We start from the raw sequence: 17,996 nt of genomic DNA, 5'->3' as shown, positions 1-17,996 counted from the left end.
GATGACGAGCAGCGCGGTGAAGCCCCTCCCGGGCGGTCCCACCGGGGTCGGACCCGTCCCCGACGTCCGCGCCGAGGCGGACCGGCTGGCCGGCTCCGGCGCCGACCGTCCCGGGCCCTACCTGATCGGCGTGCGCCACCACGCGCCCTCCCTCAGTGCGGTCCTCCCCGCGCTGCTCGACGCCGCCCGGCCCGAGGCCGTCCTGGTCGAACTGCCCGCCGAGTTCCAGCCCTGGCTCGACCGGCTCGCCGACCGGGCCACCCGGGCCCCGGTCGCCCTCGCCGCCGCCCCGTCCGGCCCATCGGTCCCGGCCGACGACTCCGGCGCACTCGCCTTCTACCCCTTCGCCGACTTCTCCCCGGAGCTCGTCGCCCTGCGCTGGGCCCGGCGCAACGGCGTCGAGGCCATCGCCTGCGACCTCCCGCTCGCCCACCGCACCGGCGCCGACGGCACCCGCGGCCACCGCCCCGCCGACGGCCCCGCCACCCCCGGCGTCGCCGACGCGCTGCGCCACCGCCTCACCGGCCGCGACTCCGACGAGGACCTCTGGGACCGCCTGGTCGAGACCGCCGCCCCCGGCTCCACCCCCGAAGCCGTCCGGCGCGCCGCCCTCTCGGTCGGCTGGGCCCTGCGCCACGACGCCGCGACCGGCCCCGGCGTCGACCCGTACGACCTGCGCCGGGAAGCCTGGATGCGCACCCGCATCCGCGCCGCCGCCGCGGACGGACGCCGGATCGCCGTCGTCGTCGGCTCCTTCCACGCCCCCGCCCTGCTCGACGGGCCCACCGCCCCCGACCAGCCGCCCGGCCCGGACGACCCCGGCCATGTGCTCTCCCTGATCCCGTACACCTACCCGCTCCTCGACGCCCGCTCCGGCTACCCGGCGGGCATCCGCGATCCGGAGTGGCAGCACACCGTCCTCGACGCCGGGGGCGACCCGGACCGCCTCGCCGAGGCGCTCACCACCACCGCCGTCCGGATCTGCGCCGCCCTGCGCGCCCAGGACCACCCCTCCGGCCCCGCCGACGCCCGCGAGATCGTCCGTCTCGCCGGCGACCTCGCCCGGCTGCGCGGCCACGCCGCCCCCGGCCGCGGCGAACTGGTCGAAGCCGTCCAGACCGTCCTGGCCCAGGGCGAACCCCTCGGCCGCGGCCGGGCCGTCGCCCGCGCCCTCGAACAGGTCCTGGTCGGCACCCGCACCGGGCAGCCCACCCCCGCCGCCCCGCGCAGCGGACTGGCCCCCGCCGTCGAGGCCCTCCTCGCCGAACTCGGCCTCCCCGGCCCCACCGACCCCGGCCCGCGCGAACTGCGCCTCGACCCGCTGCGCAGCACCCTCGACCGCCGCCGCGAGATCCTCCTGCACCGCCTCACCGCCGGCGGCGTCCCCTACGCCGAGCCCGTCCCGAGCACCGGCCCGGGCGGCACCGAAACCCTCGGCACCCGCTGGCACCTGCACTGGACGCCCACCGTCGCCGCCCTCCTCACCGTCGCCGGCACCCGCGGTGTCACCCCCGCGCAAGCCGCCGAGGGCACCCTCCGCAGCCGCCTCACCGACGACCCCACCCCCCGCGAGATCATCGACGGCCTCACCGCCGCCGCCTCCTGCGCCCTCCCCATCCTCACCACCAGCCGTCTCACCCAACTCACCACCACCCTCCCCACCACCGCCACGCTCCCCGACCTCCTCGCCGCCCTCACCCTCCTCGACCGCCTCACCGCCGGCCACTTCCCCGGCCTCACCGAGGCCTTGGCGGGCGGTCCCGGTGACGCCGGGGTCCTGCCCGCCGGTGCGGCTGTGGCGGGCCTCCCGGTTGACGCCGAGTCCTCCGGCGGGCTGCCCGGGCTCACCCCGGGGGCCTCGGCCGATCCCTCCCTGCCGTCCCGCCCGGTGCTGTTGGCCGGCTCGGGCGAGGCCGGTGCTCCCGACCGGGAGCTGCCGTCCGTCGAGGCCGCGGCCCGCCGGTCGACCGCCGGTGCCCGAGGCGGCGCCGCGTTCGGGCCGTTGAGCCCGGTGGCCCCGTTCGACGCGGTGACGGAACTGCTGACCGCCGTGGCGGTGCGGCAGGTGGAGGGATTGGGCGGGTCGGACGATCCGGCGGATGCGCGGGCGTTGGTGGAGCTGGCGCGGCGGGCGGACCGGCTGGGCGGGGTGCGGCTCGGCCATGTGCTGAGTGAACTCGCCGAGCGGGGAAGCCCGTTGGTGCGCGGGGCGGCCGGGGCGGTGCGGGTGCTGCTCGGGCTGGAGTCGGCCGGGGTGTTCGGCGGGCGGGCCGCGTCCTGGGTGGACGGGGCGACGGACGTGCGGGCGCGGCAGGCGCTCGGGCGGGCGCTGGTCGGGCTGTTGACCGCCGCGGAGGGGCTGTTCGACAGCGCGCCCGAGGCGCTCGAACCGCTGCTGGAGCGGGTCGGGTCGCTGCCGGACGCCGCGTTCCTGGACCGACTGCCCGCGCTGCGCGGCGGATTCGACACGCTCAGCCCGGCCGCCCGCGACCGGCTGCTGTCCCTGGTCGAGGAGCGCCTCGGCACGCGGCTCGCCGAGCTGCCGGAGCAGACCGCCCCCGCCCTGGTGGCCCGTTGGGTCCGCGCGGACCTGGCGGCCCGCCGACTGCTGGTCGGCCGCGGCCTGCTACCGCCCACCACCGGGCACGGCGAACCGGAACCAGAACGAGAGCCGCAGCCACAGCCCGAGCCCGAGCCCGAGCCACAGCCCGAGCCCGAGCCCGAGGCACAGCCCGAGGCACAGCCGAGGCCCGGGCAGCCGCCGTGCCCGGGGCAGGCCCTCACCCCGGCCGAGCGCTGGCGCCTGCTCCTCGGCCGCCCCGGCACGGGCGGCCTCACCGGCCGCAGCGCCCGACTCGCCACCGCGCTGGACGAGTTGTACGGCAGCGGGCACGGCGAGGGCTCCGGTCCGGGCCTGGACGACCGGGGCGGTACGAGGGGCGGCCGCGGGCCGTCCTTCCCCGGGGTGCGCGAGTGGGCCGAGGAGTTGGAGGCGCTGTTCGGTCCGGGCGTGCGGGAGGAGGTGCTGGCGACGGCCGTCGCCCACGGCCGTACGGACGTCCTGGACGCGATCGACCCGTCCGCCGTCCGCCCGTCGGTGGAGCTGTTGCGGGCGGTGCTGGACCACGCGGGCGGCCTGCCCGAGGCCCGGGTGGCCCGGCTGCGCCCGCTGGTGCGGCGGCTGGTCGAGGAGTTGAGCCGTGAGCTGGCGACCAGGCTGCGTCCGGCGCTGACCGGGATCAGCGTGCCGCGTCCGTCCCGGCGCCCGGGCGGCGGGCTGGACCTCCACCGCACGATCCGGGCGAACCTGGCCACCGCCCGCCCGGATCCGGACGGCGGTGGGACGGTCATCGTGCCGGAGCGGCCGGTGTTCCGGACGAGGGCGCGGCAGGCCAACGACTGGCGGCTGATCCTGGTCGTGGACGTCTCCGGGTCGATGGAGGCCTCCACGGTCTGGGCGGCGCTCACCGCGTCGATCCTGGCGGGGGTGCCCTCGCTGAGCACCCACTTCGTCGCCTTCTCCACCGAGGTCCTCGACCTGACGGAGCGGGTGGCGGATCCGCTGAGCCTGCTGCTGGAGGTGCGGGTCGGCGGCGGCACCAGCATCGAGACCGGGCTGCGTTACGCGCGGGAGCTGGTGACGGTGCCGTCGCGGACGCTGATCGCGGTGATCAGCGACTTCGAGGAGGGCGGTCCGGTCAACGGGCTGATCGCCCAGACCCGGGCGCTGGTGGACTCCGGCGTCCACCTGCTCGGCTGCGCTGCCCTGGACGACACCGGGACGGCCCGGTACTCGAAGTCGGTCGCGGGCCAGTTGGTCGCGGCCGGGATGCCGGTGGCGGCACTGAGTCCGTTGGAACTGGCCCGCTGGGTGGGGGAGAAGGTGCGATGAGCGTGACGGAGACGACGCAGGGCGGCGGCTGGCCGGGCGTCCGGCCGGAGGTGGTCGCCGAGGTGGTGTCCGGGCTGAGCGCCCGGCTGCAGAAGCGGCTGGACGGTGCGGCGGCGAAGCTCGCGCGGCAGCCGCTCGGTCGGGACGGCGACGAGTGGCGGGTGCCGGTGGACGAGGAGACCGTGCTCGTCCTGCACGCCCCGGGCGGGGTGGTCACCGACCCGGCCGACGTGCGCTGCGGCTGCCTGCTGGCCCCGGCCTGCGTGCACCGCGCCGCCGCCGTCACCCTCTGCCCGCTGGCCGAGGAGGCCGAGGTCGCCGAGGTTGCCGAGGTTGCCGAGGACGCTCAGCGGCCCACCGGGAACGTGGAGACCACGGACCCGGCCGACCCGGTCGAGCCCGCCGGAGCCCCGGAAACCCCGGAAACCCCGGGAGCTCCCGCAGCCCTCGCAGCCCTCACCCCGTCCGAACTCGCCGCCGCCCGGCACCTCCACCAGGCCGCCTGCGCGCTGCTGGCCGCCGGGGTGAGCGGGGCGGGCGCGGTCGCGCAGGCCGAGTTGCTGCGGGCCGGCCACCGGGCGCGGGTGGCGGGGCTGTACCGCCCGGCCGCGGCGGCGGTCGCGGTGGTGACCAGGGTCCGGGCGGCGCGCTCCGGCGCGCCCGACCACCGGCTGGCGGACCTGGTGGCCGGGCTGCGCGAGCTGCTCGGTCTCACCACCGCCCTGACCGCCCCCGCCTCCGCCCTGACCGCCTCCGTCCCCGCCCACGCCTCTGCCCCCGCGCCCACCCCGCTCGCGGCCCTGCGCGGCACCGCCCGCCAGGCCTACGCCGAGGAGGGCGGCCTGCGGCTGTACGGGCTGTTCGCCGAGCCGGTGCTGACCGCGACCCACGCGGGCGCGGTCAGCTGGGCGGTGGACGCGGGCGGTCGGCTCAGCACGCTCGCCGAGGTGACGCCGCACGGCGACGCCGCGACGGCCGCCCCGCTGGCCGTCGGGGCGGGCGGCCGGACGGTGCGGCTGGGCGACGCCGCGCTCAGTCACCGGGAGTTCAGCCGGGCCGGGCTGGCGGTCCAGGGCGCGACCAGGTCGGCCGCCGGCCGACTGGGCGCCGGTGCGTCCGTCCGGGCGGTCCGCGCGGCGGGTGCGGACTGGACGGCCGAGCCGGTGGCCGGGCTCTGGGCCGAGCCGCCGGCCGCCCAGGTGGTGCGGGCCCTGGCGGCGCAGGAGCTGCCGTACGAGAGCCGGCCGGCCGGGAGTGACCTGCTGTTCCTGGACGTCACCCTGCTGGGCGCGGCCCCGACCGGTCCGGGCGGAGCGCTCCAGTTGCTCGCCCGGGTGGTCGGGAGCGAACCGGTGGTGGTGCTGCGGCCGGGGCACGAGCACCCCGATCTGGCCTTCCGGGCCAATCTGGCCCTGCTGGCCACCGCCCCCGGCCTGCGGCTGCGGCTGATCGGCCGGTTGGAGCGCGCCGACCGTCCGGAGCTGCGCGCGCTGGCGATCGGTACGCCGCCGGAGGCTGACCCTGGGCGGCTCGGCCCGGTCCGTCTCGCCCTGGCCGCCGACCGGGCGGGCCGGGTCAACCTGGGCCTGGAGCGGCTGCAGACCGCCGACCTCCAGCCCGTCGACCTCCCCGCACAGCCTTCGACCGATCCCCGGACCGAGCCGCCGACCGAGCCCTGGACGGAGCTCCCCTCCGTGCCGCCGGTCGGCCCGCCGGTGCACGTGCTCGGCCGCCGGGTGGAGCAGACGGTCACCACCGGCCGGTCCGCCCTCGGCCCGAGCGCGGCGACGGCGGCGACGGCGTCAGCGGCGGCGGACCGTACCCTGCTGCGCGCCGCCGGGCTGGCCACCGCCGCCGAGCTGCTGGACGCGCTCCGGGCGGCCGCGGCGGACCAGCGGCGTGACGTGTTCGGCCGGATCGTCCCGGACGACCACGACGCCTTCGCCACCTCCTGGCTGGCAGCCGCCGAGTACACCGAGGCGCTGGCGGCCGCGCTGTGCGCCGCCGCCTGGGAAGGCGACGAATCCGCAGCCGAGGAGGAGGTGCGGCCGGCCGAGGTATAAGTCGAAGTATTTGCAAGGACCGATAATCCGCGCCAACTGGCATACTTGGGGGAGGGCAGACAGCACAGGACGTACAGGGCCCAGAGGTACGGCCGAAGACGAAGGGAAGGCGCGCCATGTCCATCCGCGACGACGCGGCCGAGGTCCGGGCCGGTGGCTGGCGGACGCTTGCCGCACTGCACGGGCTGATCGACGCCGCGCTGGAGAAGGCGCTCCAGGCGGAGCACAAGCTCTCGGTGGTCGAGTACACGGTGCTGGAGGCGCTGTCCCGGCAGGACGGCTGGCACATGCGGATGCAGCAGCTGGCCCGCGCGGCGGCGCTGAGCAGCAGTGCGACCACCCGCCTGGTGAGCCGCCTGGAGGACCGCGGCCTGCTCAGCCGCTACCTCTGCGCGGACGACCGGCGCGGCATCTACACCGAGCTGACGCCGGAGGGCCGCGCCCTGTTGGAGGCGGCCCGCCCGGTGCACGACGCCACTCTGGAGGCGACCCTGGCGCAGGCCGCCGAACTGCCCGAACTGGCGCCGCTGGTGGACGCGCTCGCCGAGCTCACCCCGGCGAAGCGGTAACCCCACCAAGGCCGTCCATCCGGCAGTGCCCCACCACCGCGCACTCACCGTGAGGTGCCGCGCCGCACCGGGCAGCGCCTTACCGCCGCCCGGCGGCCAGCGCGTCCCGGTGCACCCGGTCGAGCAGGGCGAGCAGCAGCTCCTTGCTGGACGCCCGCTCCCGGACGTCGCACAGCACCACCGGCACCTCCGGCCCGAGGTCGAGCGCCCGGCGGACGTCCTCCGGGGTGGCCTCGCGGCGGCCGTGGAAGCAGTTGACCCCGATGGCGAAGGGGATGCCGCGCTGCTCGAAGAAGTCCACGGCGGCGAAGCTGGATTCGAGCCGCCGGGTGTCGGCGAGGATGATCGCGCCGAGGGCGCCGAGGGCGAGGTCGTCCCACATGAACCAGAACCGGAACTGCCCCGGGGTGCCGAAGAGGTAGAGCACCAGGTCTTCACGGACGGTGATCCGCCCGAAGTCCATCGCCACGGTGGTGGTGGACTTGCCCTGGATGCCTTCGAGGCTGTCGACCCCGATGCTGGCGCGGGTCATCCGCTCCTCGGTCTGCAGCGGTTCGATCTCGCTGACCGAGCCGACCATGGTGGTCTTCCCGACGCCGAAGCCGCCGGCGACGAGGATCTTGACCGCGCCCGGCACCAGGCTCTGGGTCGTCAATTCGGGTCTCCTGGAAGGGAACTGGGATGGTGCGGGGAGGGCGGACGGTCCGGCCGGGGGAGCCGGTCAGAGTCTGCGGACGCCCTCGATCACGGCCTGGATGAGTGAGATGTCCGGGGCCTCGGCGAGCGCGACCGGGGCCCGGGTGAGGATCAGCCGCGCCTCCGCGAGGTCGTCCAGCAGCACCTTGACCACGCTCACCGGCAGGTCCATGGTGGCCGCGATCTCGGCCACGGCCAGCGGGCGTTCGCGGCACAGGTCGAGGATCGCGGCGGGCTCGGGGGTTAACCGGCTGGTGTCGGTGCGCGGGTCGGCGGTGACCACCAGGGTGATCAGCGCGAAGCCGTCACGGACCGGGCCGGTGCGCCCGTTGGTGATCGCGTAGGGACGGACCAGGTGGCCGGCGTCCTTGTCGTAGAACCAGCCCTCGTCGGCGTCGGCGGCGGTCACGCACCGCCACCCGCGCCGGTCTGACCCGCGTCGCTGCGCGGCGCCGCGGTGAGGTACTGGCCGACCTGCTTGACCAGCATGTTGATCTCGTAGGCCATCAGCCCGGCGTCCACCTGCTCGCTGGTGAGGACGGCGAGCCGGGCGCCCTGTCCGGCGGTGGTGACGAACAGGAACAGCTGGTCCATCTCGACGACGGTCTGCCGGACCCGTCCGCCGTTGAAGCGGTGCCCGGCGCCGCGGGCCAGGCTCTGCAGGCCGGAGGCGACGGCGGACAGGTGCTCGGCGTCGGCCCGGTCGAGCCCCTGGTCCATGCCGACCAGCAGGCCGTCCTCGGAGAGGACGATGGCGTGCCGGGTCTCGGGCACCCGCGCCACCAGCTGGTCCAGCAGCCAGTTGAGGTCGCGCTGGGTTTCGGTCTGCTGCGTCATCACTGCTGTTCCTTGGCTTCCTGAACGGCGGAGGCTTCCGCGGCTTCCCCGGGGGCGGAGGCTGCGGCCGGGTTGGGGGCAATGGCGGGCGCGTCCGGTCCGGTACCGGCCGCGCGGGCGCTCCGGGTGCCGCGCTGGATGGCGGCCATGGTGGCGCGGGAGCGCGCCGGCGAGGGGTCGTCGGCCTCGCCGAACCGCGGCCCGGTCGGGGCGGCGGGGGCCCCGTACGGCGCGGACGCGGAGGGCGGGGCCGACCGCGGGGACGCGGAGAGGGACGGCGCCGGGGCGGCGGGCGACATCATGGCACCGGGCGCGTTGGCCTCGCGGAGCTGCTCGGCGAGGCTGGCGTTGCGGACCCGCTGCGGCAGGACCCGCGGGGTGCGCAGTTCGCCGTCCGGGCCGTGCTCCACGTGGTCCTCCTGCGGGCGTTCGTGGCTGGGAGCGACGTCCGCCGGCAGGCCGGCGGCGAGGTCGGCAGCGACATCACGGGCGGCGTCGGCGGCGTGCTCGACGGACGAGCCGTTCGAGGCATGAGAGGCATGCGCGACGGGCGAGGCATGAGAGGCATGCGCGACGGGCGAGGCAAGCGAGGCGTGCGCGGAAGGCGAACCATCCGCGCCATCCGAGGCATGCGCGCCGTCCGAGCCGTGCACGGCACCCAGCTGCGCGGCGAGCTCCGCCGACGGACCGGTCGGCAGGTCGTACGGGCGCGGCAGCGCGGGCCGGGGGACCACCACGGCCCCGGGCAGCCCGGGGATCTGGGCGCCGACCGGCAGCCCGGTGTCGTCGGGGAGGGCGCCGTCGCCCTCGCCGTCCTGCCGCGCGAGCAGCTCACCGATGATCAGCCCGCCATCCGCCGCGCCGGGGGCGCCGGGGCCGACCGGGGGCACCTCGGCGGCGCCGGTACCGGCATCGCCGGCCGGCGCGCCCCCGGTCAGCCCGCTGAGCACCCCGGCGAGCGCGCCCGTCAGCTCCTCGTCGATGTCATCGAAGTCCCCGTCCGACGGCCGCGGTTCGGGCACCGGGGTGCGGGTGACCCGCGCACCGGACGGCAGTCCGGGCACCGCGGCGGGCTGTTCGGCCTGCTCCAGCAGCACCGAGGGCACCAGCACCACGGCCCGGGTGCCGCCGTACGGCGAGGGCCGCAGGGTGACCTGGATGTCGTGCCGGGCGGCCAGCCGCGCGACGACGAACAGGCCGAGCCGCAGGTCGTCGCCGAGCGCGGAGACGTCCAGCTCGGGCGGGTTGGCCAGGTACTCGTTGAGCCGCTCGTACTCGTCCTCGGTCATGCCGAGGCCGCGGTCCTCCACCTCGACCGCCAGACCCTTGGGGACCTCCTGCGCGGAGACCTGCACCTGGGTGTACGGCGGGGAGAAGGTGGTGCCGTTCTCGATCAGCTCGGCGACCAGGTGGATCACGTCGGCGACGGCCTGTCCGCTGAGCGAGGCGCGCGGCACGCCCTGGACGACGACCCGGGCGTAGTTCTCGGTCTCGGAGACGGCGCTGCGCAGCACGTTGACCACGGGCACGGCGTTGCGCCAGCGCCGGGCGGGCAGCGCGCCGCCGAGGATGACCAGGTTCTCGGCGTTGCGCCGCATCCGGGTGGCCAGGTGGTCGACGGCGAACAGCTCGCGCAGCAGCTCGGGTTCCTCGTGCTCGCGCTCCAGCGCGTCGAGCATGCTGATCTGCCGGTGGATCAGGATCTGGGTGCGGCGGGCGATGTTGAGGAAGACCTTCTTCGTCCCCTCGCGCCCCTGGGCCTGGTGGACGATGGCGGCGACGGCGGCCTGCCGGACGGCGGCCAGGCCGTCGGAGGTCTGCTGGACTTCGTCGCCGGTCCGCCGGGAGGGCGTCCAGGTGGGCGGGGTGGGCACCGGCTCCCCGGCGCGCAGCCGCCCGACGACCCCGGGGATCTCCCGCTGGGCGAGGGCGAGGGTGTCGGTGCGCAGTGCGGCCAGCCGGGCGGAGAGGGCGCGGGCGGCCCGGATGCCGCGGACCAGGCTGACCAGCAGCACCAGGGCGACGACGGCGGTGCCGGCCGTCAGCGCGGTGTGGTGTCCGGCGTCGCGCAGCAGGTAGGCGGCGTAGCCCCAGGCGGCGGCCAGGCCCAGGCTGGGGACCAGCACGAGGGCGAGGAGCGAGCTGCGGAGGGAGCCGGACCGGCCGGCGCGGTGGCCCGTGCGGGGGGCCGATATGCCTGGCATCTGATTCCTTGTTGCAGGGCCGAGGTGCAGGCCGGGTCTCGGGGCCGAACGGCGGGTCGGCCCGGGCTGCCCGGACCGGGCTTCAGGGCGCCGAGGCCGGGGTTGCCGGACGGGGTGACGCGGTGTCACCGTCCGGGCGGGGTTCAGTGCGGCCGCCGACGGCAGGAAACCTATCAGTCCCAGGTGCCCTCATCGCAACATCAACTGACGATATGTGAACGGCTGATGGCAGGACCGGTCGGTTCCGGTCGGAGCGTTCGCCGACGGATCGCCGCAGCTCAGCGCGGCCGTCGTGAAGCGGGAGCGGCCCCCCGGCAGGCCGGGTGGGCCTTCCGGGGAGCCGTCAGGAACAGGTCAAAAGGAACAGGCCAAACGGTCATCATGCCGAAAGTTCGCCACCAACCGGGCGGCGGTTCCCACCAACCAGGCGGCGGTTCCCGGCAGTCGGGCGGCGGTTCCCGGCAGTCGGGCGTCAGCTCGCGGCGGAGATCGGCACCACCCGGGCGCCCCGGCCGCCCTGGCCGAGCTGGGCGCCGCGTCCGTAGCGCCGGTCCGTCGCCGGCGCCTGCGATTCGCGCTGGTTGAGCTCGGTCCAGGCCCAGCTGGTCAGTTCGGACAGCTCGGCCGACCACTGCTTGCCGTAGGTGCCCGCCGCCACCTGCCCGAGCCGCAGCTTCTGCACGTCCGAGGTGCCGGCCGGGGCGTAGATGTGGGTGGCGTCGCGGAGGTAGCGGATGATGTTGTGCTCCTCCTGGGTGCCGCGGGCGGCGAAGATCTCCATCGCCTGGCGCGCCGAGTCCATCGCGTATTCGGTGTTGATCAGCTTGGCGTTCATCAGCTCGGCGTCGCAGGCCTTGCCGTGGTCGAGCAGGTGCGAGGCGTGGTAGGCGGCCAACTTGGCCGTCATCAGCCGGGACTGCATCTCGCCGAGCTTCAGCGCGATGCTGTTCAGCTGGTTGATCGGCTTGCCGTAGAGCACCCGCTCCTCGGCGTAGCGCACGGTGTCCTCCACCACGGCGACGTGGATGCCGAGGGCGACGGCGCCCAGGTTCAGCCGGCCGTACAGGGTGGAGGAGGAGTAGGCGACGTCGAGGCCCTGGCCCTCCTCGGCGAGCCGGTTGCCGACGGGGATGCGGCAGTCCTCGAAGACCAGCTCGCCGAAGCTGAAGCCGTGCAGGCCGCCCTGGGTGCCGATGGTGCCGGCGCGGAAGCCGGGACGGTCGCTCTCGACCAGGAAGGCGGACAGCCCCTTGCTGCCCCGGTCGGTGCGGAAGACCACGCCGTGGACGTCGCCGATGTGGGAGTTGCCGACGAACACCTTGCGGCCGTTGAGGACGTACTCGTCGCCCTCGCGGCGGGCGGTGCCGCCCATGCCGAGCACGTGGCCGCCGGACTCCGGCTCGGTGACCGCGATCGTCGGCAGGGACTCGCCGGAGGCGAACTTCGGCAGCCACTCGCGCCGTTGGGAGGCCGAGCCGAAGTGGATGACCTTGGCGACGCCGAGCTGCGAGGCCTGGGCCATCGCGCCCATCGCACCGCTGACCCGGGCCAGCTCCTCCACGATGACGGTCTTGGCGAGGTGCCCCAGGCCCAGGCCGCCGAACTCGCGCGGGATCGTGACGCCGATCCAGCCGCGACGGGCGATCTCCCGCGAGAGTTCGAACTCGATCTCCCGGTCCGCCTCCATTCTGGCCACCTGAGGACGCACCTCCTTCTCCGCGAACTCACGCACCTCCGCCCGGAGGCTCTCGTGTCGTTCGTCGGTGAAGTAGTCCATCGTCATGCTTGGTCCTCTCATCCCAGTGGTGACGTGCCTCCGTTCGCGCCGTAGATGCCGCTCCGGCCGTCCCCCCAGGTCGGTGGGGGTGTGGGGTGTGGCGGTGCCGATCGCTTCGAAGCCATCGGTGCATGCGGACCTTGGGCCGGGGTCTCCCGTGGAGCCTGGGGGACTACCGTCCGTGTCTTCGGCAGGGCTCATTGTCATATGTGCACATGGGGTCCACACATAGTTGATCTTGGAATGGCGGAATTCGGCCCACTCGACCGGTGGCGGGTTTTGTCACGGCTTCGGGTGGGGATTGATCTTCCCCTCCTCCGGTGACCGGCCAGGGGGTCGCTCAACTGCTGCTTTGACTGTTCATCAGCAACGGCGGCGATCGGTCCCGGTAACACCGCGGCGCCCGGATGTCTGATTACATGTGCGCCATGACTGATGTGATGAGCACTCAAGGCCAGTTCCCGGGTGCTGCCGGGGAGTCCGAGCGGACTCGCAGGCTGCGCAGCCTGGGTCTCAACGAACCCTCCGCGGACGAGGCCTTCGACCGCTTCGCCCACCTGGCAGCCAGCATCACCCGGGCTCCCATCGCGATGGTCAACTTCATCAACGACGAGCGTCAGATGTTCCGGGGGCTCTACATTCCGCCAAACTCCGGCGACGTCGCGGCCGAAGAAGGCGCTTCCTGGGCGGACCGGGGCATCGCCTTCGATCTTCCCACCCGCCAGATGCCGATGAGCCACGGGTTCTGCCCGCACGTGGTCGCCCAGCGCTCACCCCTCGCACTGGACGACATCCTCGCCTACCCCCGGTTCGCCGGGAACCCGGTCGTGGACGAACTCGGCGTCCGGGCCTACCTCGGCGCCCCGCTCGTCGACGACACCAACACCGTCATCGGCACCGTCTGCGTCCTCGACCGGGAACCCCGGCAGTGGGGGCGCGAGCGACTGCGCGACATCCAGCACCTCGCCGAGGCGCTGCTCTCCGAGATCCGGCTGCGCGACAACCTGCTCGCCCAGCAGCAGGAGATGTTCGCCGCCTTCGACGGCTCCCCGTTCCCCATCATGCTGACCGACGGCCCCGGCCAGGAGATCCGCTACGCCAACGCCCAGCACGCCGACACCTTCGGCGCCCCGGTGGCGTACGGCTCGATCGGCACCGCCTACCCGCAGCTCGGCGCGGCCGGCCTCCAGCAGGCCGTCGCGGAGGCGTACCACACCGGTCGCGTCACCGTCCTCAACGACGTCCGGATCCAGTCCGGCCGCCCCGAGGCGCAGCGCGTCCAGCAGATCTTCAGCTTCACCTGCACCCCGCTGCGGGCCGCGCGCACCGGCCAGGTCAACGGCGTCCTCACCGTCGGCATGGACGTCACCGCCCAGTCCCGCACCGAGGAGGAACTCGGCACCCTGGCCGCGCTGCTGGTCGACCGGCTCCAGCAGAACGGCGCCGCCACCCCGACCGGCCGACCGGGCATCGCCGGCGGTTCCGGACTCGTCCTGCCGAGCTGAGCGGCCGACCGCCGCTCGTGCGCGGCCAGACGGCCCCCGGCCGTACCCGCCCACCGCACCACCCGTACCGTCCACCACCGTGGCGGGGCGCCTCTCACCCCCGAGGAGAGGCTCCCCGCCACGCTGCCGTTCCGGGGCGGGTGCGGCCGACCGTACGGGCCATGGCAGTTCGCGCGCGGCGCTGTGCGGCGGTATGCCCCCGGTGCCCCGAAGCGGGCCGGCCGCTCCGCTCCGTGACGGTATGCCCGCGGTGCCCCGAAGCGGGCCGGACGTGGCGCTGTGCGGCAGTTCGCCCTCGGGCCGAGCGGGTGAACCGTCCGCCGCCCGCACCCCGACCCGGGCCCGGCCGCGCGCCGCCGGTGGTAGGCATGGGCCGCATGAACTGGATGGACTGGTTCGCCGCCCCCGACTACTGGCTGAGCCGCCTGCTCGTCCAGCGCCTGCTCGCCGGCCTCTACCTGATCGGATTCCTCGCCGCCGTCGCGCAGTTCCGTGCCCTCATCGGCACCCACGGCATGCTGCCGGTGCCCCGCTTCATCGCCCGCGTCCCGTTCCGCAAGGCGCCCGGCCTGTTCCACCTCCACTACAGCGACCGCTTCTTCGCCGCCGTCTCCCTCACCGGCGCCGCGCTGGCCGCCGCCCTCGCCGCCGGGCTCGGCGACGAAGTCCCGCTCTGGGCGTCGATCCTGGCCTGGGCGGTGCTCTGGGCCCTCTACCTCTCCATCGTCAACGTCGGGCAGACCTGGTACTCGTTCGGCTGGGAGTCACTGCTGCTCGAAGCCGGCTCCCTCGCCGCCTTCCTCGGCAACGCCGACACCGCGCCGCCCACCCCCGTGCTCTGGCTGATGCGCTGGCTGGTCTTCCGGGTCGAGTTCGGCGCCGGACTGATCAAACTGCGCGGCGACAGCTGCTGGCGCGACCTGACCTGCCTGCGCTACCACCACGAGACCCAGCCCATGCCCGGACCGCTCAGCTGGTTCTTCCACCACCTGCCCGACCCGCTGCACCGGGTCGAGGTGGCGGCCAACCACGTCGTCCAACTCCTCGTCCCGATCGGCCTGCTGCTCCCGCAGCCGGTCGCGAGCTACGCGGCCTGCGCGGTGATCGCCACCCAGCTGTGGCTGATCGCCTCCGGCAACTTCGCCTGGCTCAACTGGCTCACCGTCGTCCTCACCCTCGCCGCCGTCGAACCGTCCCGCCTCGGACTGCCCGGCCACGCCCGGGACTTTCCCGCCGCACCCCTCTGGTACCAGGCGCTGGTGGCCGCGGTCACCGCCGGCGTCCTGGTGCTCAGCTACTGGCCGGTGCGCAACCTGCTCTCCCGCGGCCAGGTGATGAACCGCTCCTTCAACCGGCTGCACCTGGTCAACACCTACGGCGCCTTCGGCAGTGTCAACCGCCTGCGCCAGGAGGTGGTGATCGAGGGCACCGACGAGGCCGTCCTCACCCCGCACACTGTCTGGCACGAGTACGGGTTCAAGGGCAAACCCGGCGACGTGCGCCGCCTCCCGCGCCAGTACGCCCCCTACCACCTGCGGCTGGACTGGCTGATGTGGTTCGCCGGCATCTCGCCCGCCTACGCCCGCCCCTGGTTCCTGCCCTTCGTCACCCGCCTGCTGGCCGGTGACCGGGCGACCCTGCGACTGCTGCGCCACAACCCCTTCCCCGACGCCCCACCGACCCACGTCCGGGCGACCCTCCACCTCTACCGGTTCACCGGATGGCGCGAACTGCGGGAAACCGGCGCCTGGTGGCACCGCACCGCGCTGCACGAGTACCTCGCGCCGGTCGACCTGCCCACCCTCGCCCGGGCCGGCCACCACCCGCCGCTCGGCCACTCCTCGCCGGACCGCCCCTCCCGCCCGTCCAGGGGCGTCCGCGCCGTCCCCCTGGACGGGCTGCGGCGACCGCGCCCACCCCGGACGGAGCACCCCGGCCACCCGTCCGGACCAGCACCGGACCACCCGGGCGGACCTCCCGAGTAGCGGCCAGGCGGGCGGTATGGCACACGACACCGGCCCGTCCCGGCGGTGGGTGCGTGCAAGGCTCGAACGGGCACCCGTATTCTGGGCCTCCACAACCGGCGGCCCGACCGCGCGCCCCCCGGTCCCGCCCCAGGGGCCCCGTGCACCCGGTCCGCCGCCCCCTCGTCGTCAGCCCCGCCGCCGTCGCCCAGAACCGGACCTCACATGACAGTGCTTCACTCGCGCAACGCCGACGCAGCCGACCCGGTGGACGTCGCCGACGCCGCAGACGTCAAGGACCCCCAGGACGCCGCTGCGGAGCCCGACCTCCGCGAGGACCTCGGCCGCTACGCCGAACTCGGGGCCTTCACGCTCAGCGCCGACACCCACGCCTGGTACGCGGCCGTCGACACCGTCGCCACCCCCGAGGACGCCCGCGCCGCGTCCACCGCGCTCGCCGAACTGCGCGGCCGCGACCTCCAGCAGACCTGGGACGCCGTCACCGCCCTGGCCGCCGACGTCAAGCTGGACGAGCCCGACACCGTCGCCAAGACCGCGCTGCTGGTCGAGATGCTCCAGCGGGTGCACCGCACCTCCGCCACCCTCACCAGCGCCGCCTACGACGCCGACCTCGTCGCCCTCGCCGCCGCCACCGCCGACAGCACCTGGCGCCGCGAGAACGGCGTCAAGCTCTCCTGGCTGCGCGGCCGCTCGCTGCGCAAGCAGGCCGCCGCCCTCGCCCACGACCGCAAGGTCCGCCGCGAGGAGCTGCACGAGGCGCTCACCTCCGCCGAGATCGAGCGCCGTGCCTGGTCCGCCATCGCCCCGGCCGGCACCCTCCCCAGCGCGCCCGCCGACGGCGCCCTGGTCGAGCGCACCGCCCAGGCCTTCGAACCCATCAACACCGGTCTGCGCGACCTCGCCCGGCTGCTGCCCGACCACGACCTGGACGGGCTCGCCTTCGCGGACCTCGTCGACCTGGTCGAGCGGCTCGCCGCTGACGAGGGCACCCTCTACCGCCTGCCCACCATCCGCAGCCTGCGCGCCACCCTCGAGGAGGCCGGCCTCGCCGACCTGCTCGCCGAACTCACCGCCGCCAAGGCCGACCGCCGCGCCGCCGAGGCCGCGTACGCGGCGCGCCAGGCGCTCGCGGGCGGGCAGCGGGACGGGCTGGGCGAGTCGGCGGTCGAGGAGTCGGCGGTCGAGGAGCCGGTCGCCGAGGAGCCGGATGCCCAGGAGGCCGGTGTAGAGGAGACCGCTGCGCGTCAGGCCCTGGCGGCTGGGCAGCGGGACGGGCTGGCTGAGGAGGCCGTCGAGGTCGAGATTGAGGCCGAGATCGAGGCCGAGGCCGAGGCGGGCACCGAGGCGGACACCGAGACCGTCGAGGCGGCGACGGGTACGGACGTCGACATCGCCGAGGCAGAGCCGACTGCGGTGGAGGAGACGGAGGACGCCCCGGCCGCCGCCGTTTCCCTCCCGGCGCCCTCCCCGGCCGCTGACGACCTGGTGGCCGCCGCGACCGCCGCGCTGGCCGAGGCCGCAGCCGCGGACGAGGTGGCGGCGGAGCCGGAGGCGGTGGAGGAGCCTGCCGCCGAGGTCGAGGTCGTGGCTGAGGCCGAGGCTGAGGTCGAAGCCGAGGTCGACGTCGTGGCTGAGGCTGAGGTCGAAGCCGAGGTCGAGTCGGAGTCGGTCGTCGACGTGCCCGCTGTTGAGGCTGCCGAGCCGGAGGCCGTCGAGGTCGACGAGTCGGCAGTCGAGGCCGAGGCCGTCGTCGCCGAGGTGGCCGAGCCGGCTGCGGAGGCCGAGGTTGTCGAGGAGGCTTCGGCCGTGGTCGCCGAGGTGGCCGCCGTTGAGGTCGTGGAACCGGCCGTCGAGGTTGAGGCCGAGGCCGCCGAAGAGGCGCCCGCCGTCGAGGCCGTCGAGGTCGAGGAGCCGGCGGTAGTCGAGGAGGGCCCGGCCGTGGTGGCCGAGGAGCCCGAGCCCGTCGCCGAGGCGCCCGCCGTCGTTGAGGCCGAGGCCGAGGCCGAGGCCGAGGCCGTTGAGGTCGTGGAGCCGGAGGCCGACGTGGAGGCCCCCGCCCCCGTGGTCGTGGAGTCGGCCGTCGAGGCCGAGCCCGAGCCCGTCGCCGCAGAGGCGTCCGCCCCCGAGGCCGCCCCCGAGGCGGAGCCCGTCGCCGAGGAGTCCGCCGGCCGCCCCGTGAAGCCGGACTTCACCCCTGGCCGCCCCGTGACCGCCTACTCGGCGGACGAACTGCTCGCCGTCGTCCGCTGGATCGACGCCGACGGCACCGAGCGGAGCGACGAGGAGCTGCTCCGCGCGGCCATGAAGGAGCTGGGCTTCGCCCGGCTCGGTCCCCGGATCAAGGAGGCGCTCGGCGCCGCCGTCACCGCCGCGCGCGGCTAGGGTCCGGTAACAAGCCGTACGGCACAGGGCCCGGGACGCACTCGCGTCCCGGGCCCTGTGCCATCCGGCCCCGCTGGGGGCGGAGT

General features: G+C 75.2%; 11 protein-coding genes. 6 read left to right on the top strand and 5 right to left on the bottom strand.

Annotation, left to right across the window (positions count from 1 at the left end; translation table 11 throughout):
* The first annotated feature begins 1 nt into the window (after position 1).
* From ACZ47G_RS14405 to ACZ47G_RS14395, 3 genes are all read left to right on the top strand, one after another.
* Positions 2-3,892, top strand: coding sequence for a DUF5682 family protein (locus ACZ47G_RS14405; protein WP_465742371.1), 3,891 nt, complete (start codon positions 2-4; stop codon positions 3,890-3,892).
* A complete protein-coding gene (locus ACZ47G_RS14400) occupies positions 3,889-5,955 on the top strand; it encodes a hypothetical protein (RefSeq protein ID WP_465742369.1) in 2,067 nt (688 codons plus the stop codon). The genes ACZ47G_RS14405 and ACZ47G_RS14400 overlap by 4 nt, the downstream gene beginning before the upstream one ends.
* 116 nt (positions 5,956-6,071) lie before the next feature.
* Entirely contained in the window at positions 6,072-6,524 is a 453-nt protein-coding gene (locus ACZ47G_RS14395; protein ID WP_465742367.1) for a MarR family winged helix-turn-helix transcriptional regulator, read from the top strand.
* A 79-nt stretch (positions 6,525-6,603) separates the two neighbouring features.
* On the opposite strand, the gene ACZ47G_RS14390 is transcribed toward ACZ47G_RS14395, so the two are convergent.
* From ACZ47G_RS14390 to ACZ47G_RS14370, 5 genes are all read right to left on the bottom strand, one after another.
* A complete protein-coding gene (locus tag ACZ47G_RS14390; protein WP_380463163.1) occupies positions 6,604-7,179 on the bottom strand; it encodes a GTP-binding protein in 576 nt (191 codons plus the stop codon).
* Positions 7,180-7,245: 66 nt separating this feature from the next.
* Complete coding sequence (locus tag ACZ47G_RS14385) at positions 7,246-7,629, bottom strand: DUF742 domain-containing protein (protein WP_188307852.1); 384 nt, start codon at positions 7,627-7,629, stop codon at positions 7,246-7,248.
* Positions 7,626-8,057 carry a roadblock/LC7 domain-containing protein gene (locus tag ACZ47G_RS14380; RefSeq protein WP_465742364.1) on the bottom strand — a complete coding sequence of 144 codons (432 nt, stop codon included), beginning with the start codon at positions 8,055-8,057 and terminating at the stop codon, positions 7,626-7,628. The genes ACZ47G_RS14385 and ACZ47G_RS14380 overlap by 4 nt, the downstream gene beginning before the upstream one ends.
* Positions 8,057-10,261: a sensor histidine kinase gene (locus ACZ47G_RS14375; RefSeq protein WP_465742362.1), complete on the bottom strand. Its 2,205-nt coding sequence runs from the start codon at positions 10,259-10,261 to the stop codon at positions 8,057-8,059. The genes ACZ47G_RS14380 and ACZ47G_RS14375 overlap by 1 nt, the downstream gene beginning before the upstream one ends.
* A gap of 472 nt (positions 10,262-10,733) precedes the next feature.
* Positions 10,734-12,044 carry an acyl-CoA dehydrogenase family protein gene (locus ACZ47G_RS14370; RefSeq protein ID WP_465742360.1) on the bottom strand — a complete coding sequence of 437 codons (1,311 nt, stop codon included), beginning with the start codon at positions 12,042-12,044 and terminating at the stop codon, positions 10,734-10,736.
* A gap of 422 nt (positions 12,045-12,466) precedes the next feature.
* On the opposite strand from ACZ47G_RS14370, the gene ACZ47G_RS14365 reads away from it, so the two are divergent.
* The 3 genes from ACZ47G_RS14365 (at position 12,467) to ACZ47G_RS14355 (ending at position 17,910) form a co-directional block, all read left to right on the top strand.
* On the top strand, positions 12,467-13,543 hold the full coding sequence (locus tag ACZ47G_RS14365) for a GAF domain-containing protein (RefSeq protein WP_465742358.1): 1,077 nt from the start codon (positions 12,467-12,469) through the stop codon (positions 13,541-13,543).
* 386 nt (positions 13,544-13,929) lie between these two features.
* Positions 13,930-15,528 carry a lipase maturation factor family protein gene (locus ACZ47G_RS14360; protein ID WP_465742647.1) on the top strand — a complete coding sequence of 533 codons (1,599 nt, stop codon included), beginning with the start codon at positions 13,930-13,932 and terminating at the stop codon, positions 15,526-15,528.
* Positions 15,529-15,732: 204 nt separating this feature from the next.
* Entirely contained in the window at positions 15,733-17,910 is a 2,178-nt protein-coding gene (locus ACZ47G_RS14355; RefSeq protein ID WP_465742356.1) for a hypothetical protein, read from the top strand.
* Positions 17,911-17,996 lie beyond the last annotated feature (86 nt).

This window comes from Kitasatospora sp. NPDC030952 (genome assembly GCF_055571335.1).
This window is presented reverse-complemented; position numbering and strand designations above follow the sequence as displayed.

Excerpts from the sequence above, each read along its gene's own strand:
- ACZ47G_RS14405 (WP_465742371.1), top strand. The coding sequence starts at position 2 with ATGACGAGCAGCGCGGTGAAGCCCCTCCCGGGCGGTCCCACCGGGGTC.
- ACZ47G_RS14380 (WP_465742364.1), bottom strand. The coding sequence starts at position 8,057 with ATGACGCAGCAGACCGAAACCCAGCGCGACCTCAACTGGCTGCTGGAC.
- ACZ47G_RS14355 (WP_465742356.1), top strand. The coding sequence starts at position 15,733 with ATGACAGTGCTTCACTCGCGCAACGCCGACGCAGCCGACCCGGTGGAC.
- ACZ47G_RS14365 (WP_465742358.1), top strand. The coding sequence starts at position 12,467 with ATGACTGATGTGATGAGCACTCAAGGCCAGTTCCCGGGTGCTGCCGGG.
- ACZ47G_RS14370 (WP_465742360.1), bottom strand. The coding sequence starts at position 12,044 with ATGACGATGGACTACTTCACCGACGAACGACACGAGAGCCTCCGGGCG.
- ACZ47G_RS14395 (WP_465742367.1), top strand. The coding sequence starts at position 6,072 with ATGTCCATCCGCGACGACGCGGCCGAGGTCCGGGCCGGTGGCTGGCGG.
- ACZ47G_RS14400 (WP_465742369.1), top strand. The coding sequence starts at position 3,889 with ATGAGCGTGACGGAGACGACGCAGGGCGGCGGCTGGCCGGGCGTCCGG.
- ACZ47G_RS14360 (WP_465742647.1), top strand. The coding sequence starts at position 13,930 with ATGGACTGGTTCGCCGCCCCCGACTACTGGCTGAGCCGCCTGCTCGTC.
- ACZ47G_RS14375 (WP_465742362.1), bottom strand. The coding sequence starts at position 10,261 with ATGCCAGGCATATCGGCCCCCCGCACGGGCCACCGCGCCGGCCGGTCC.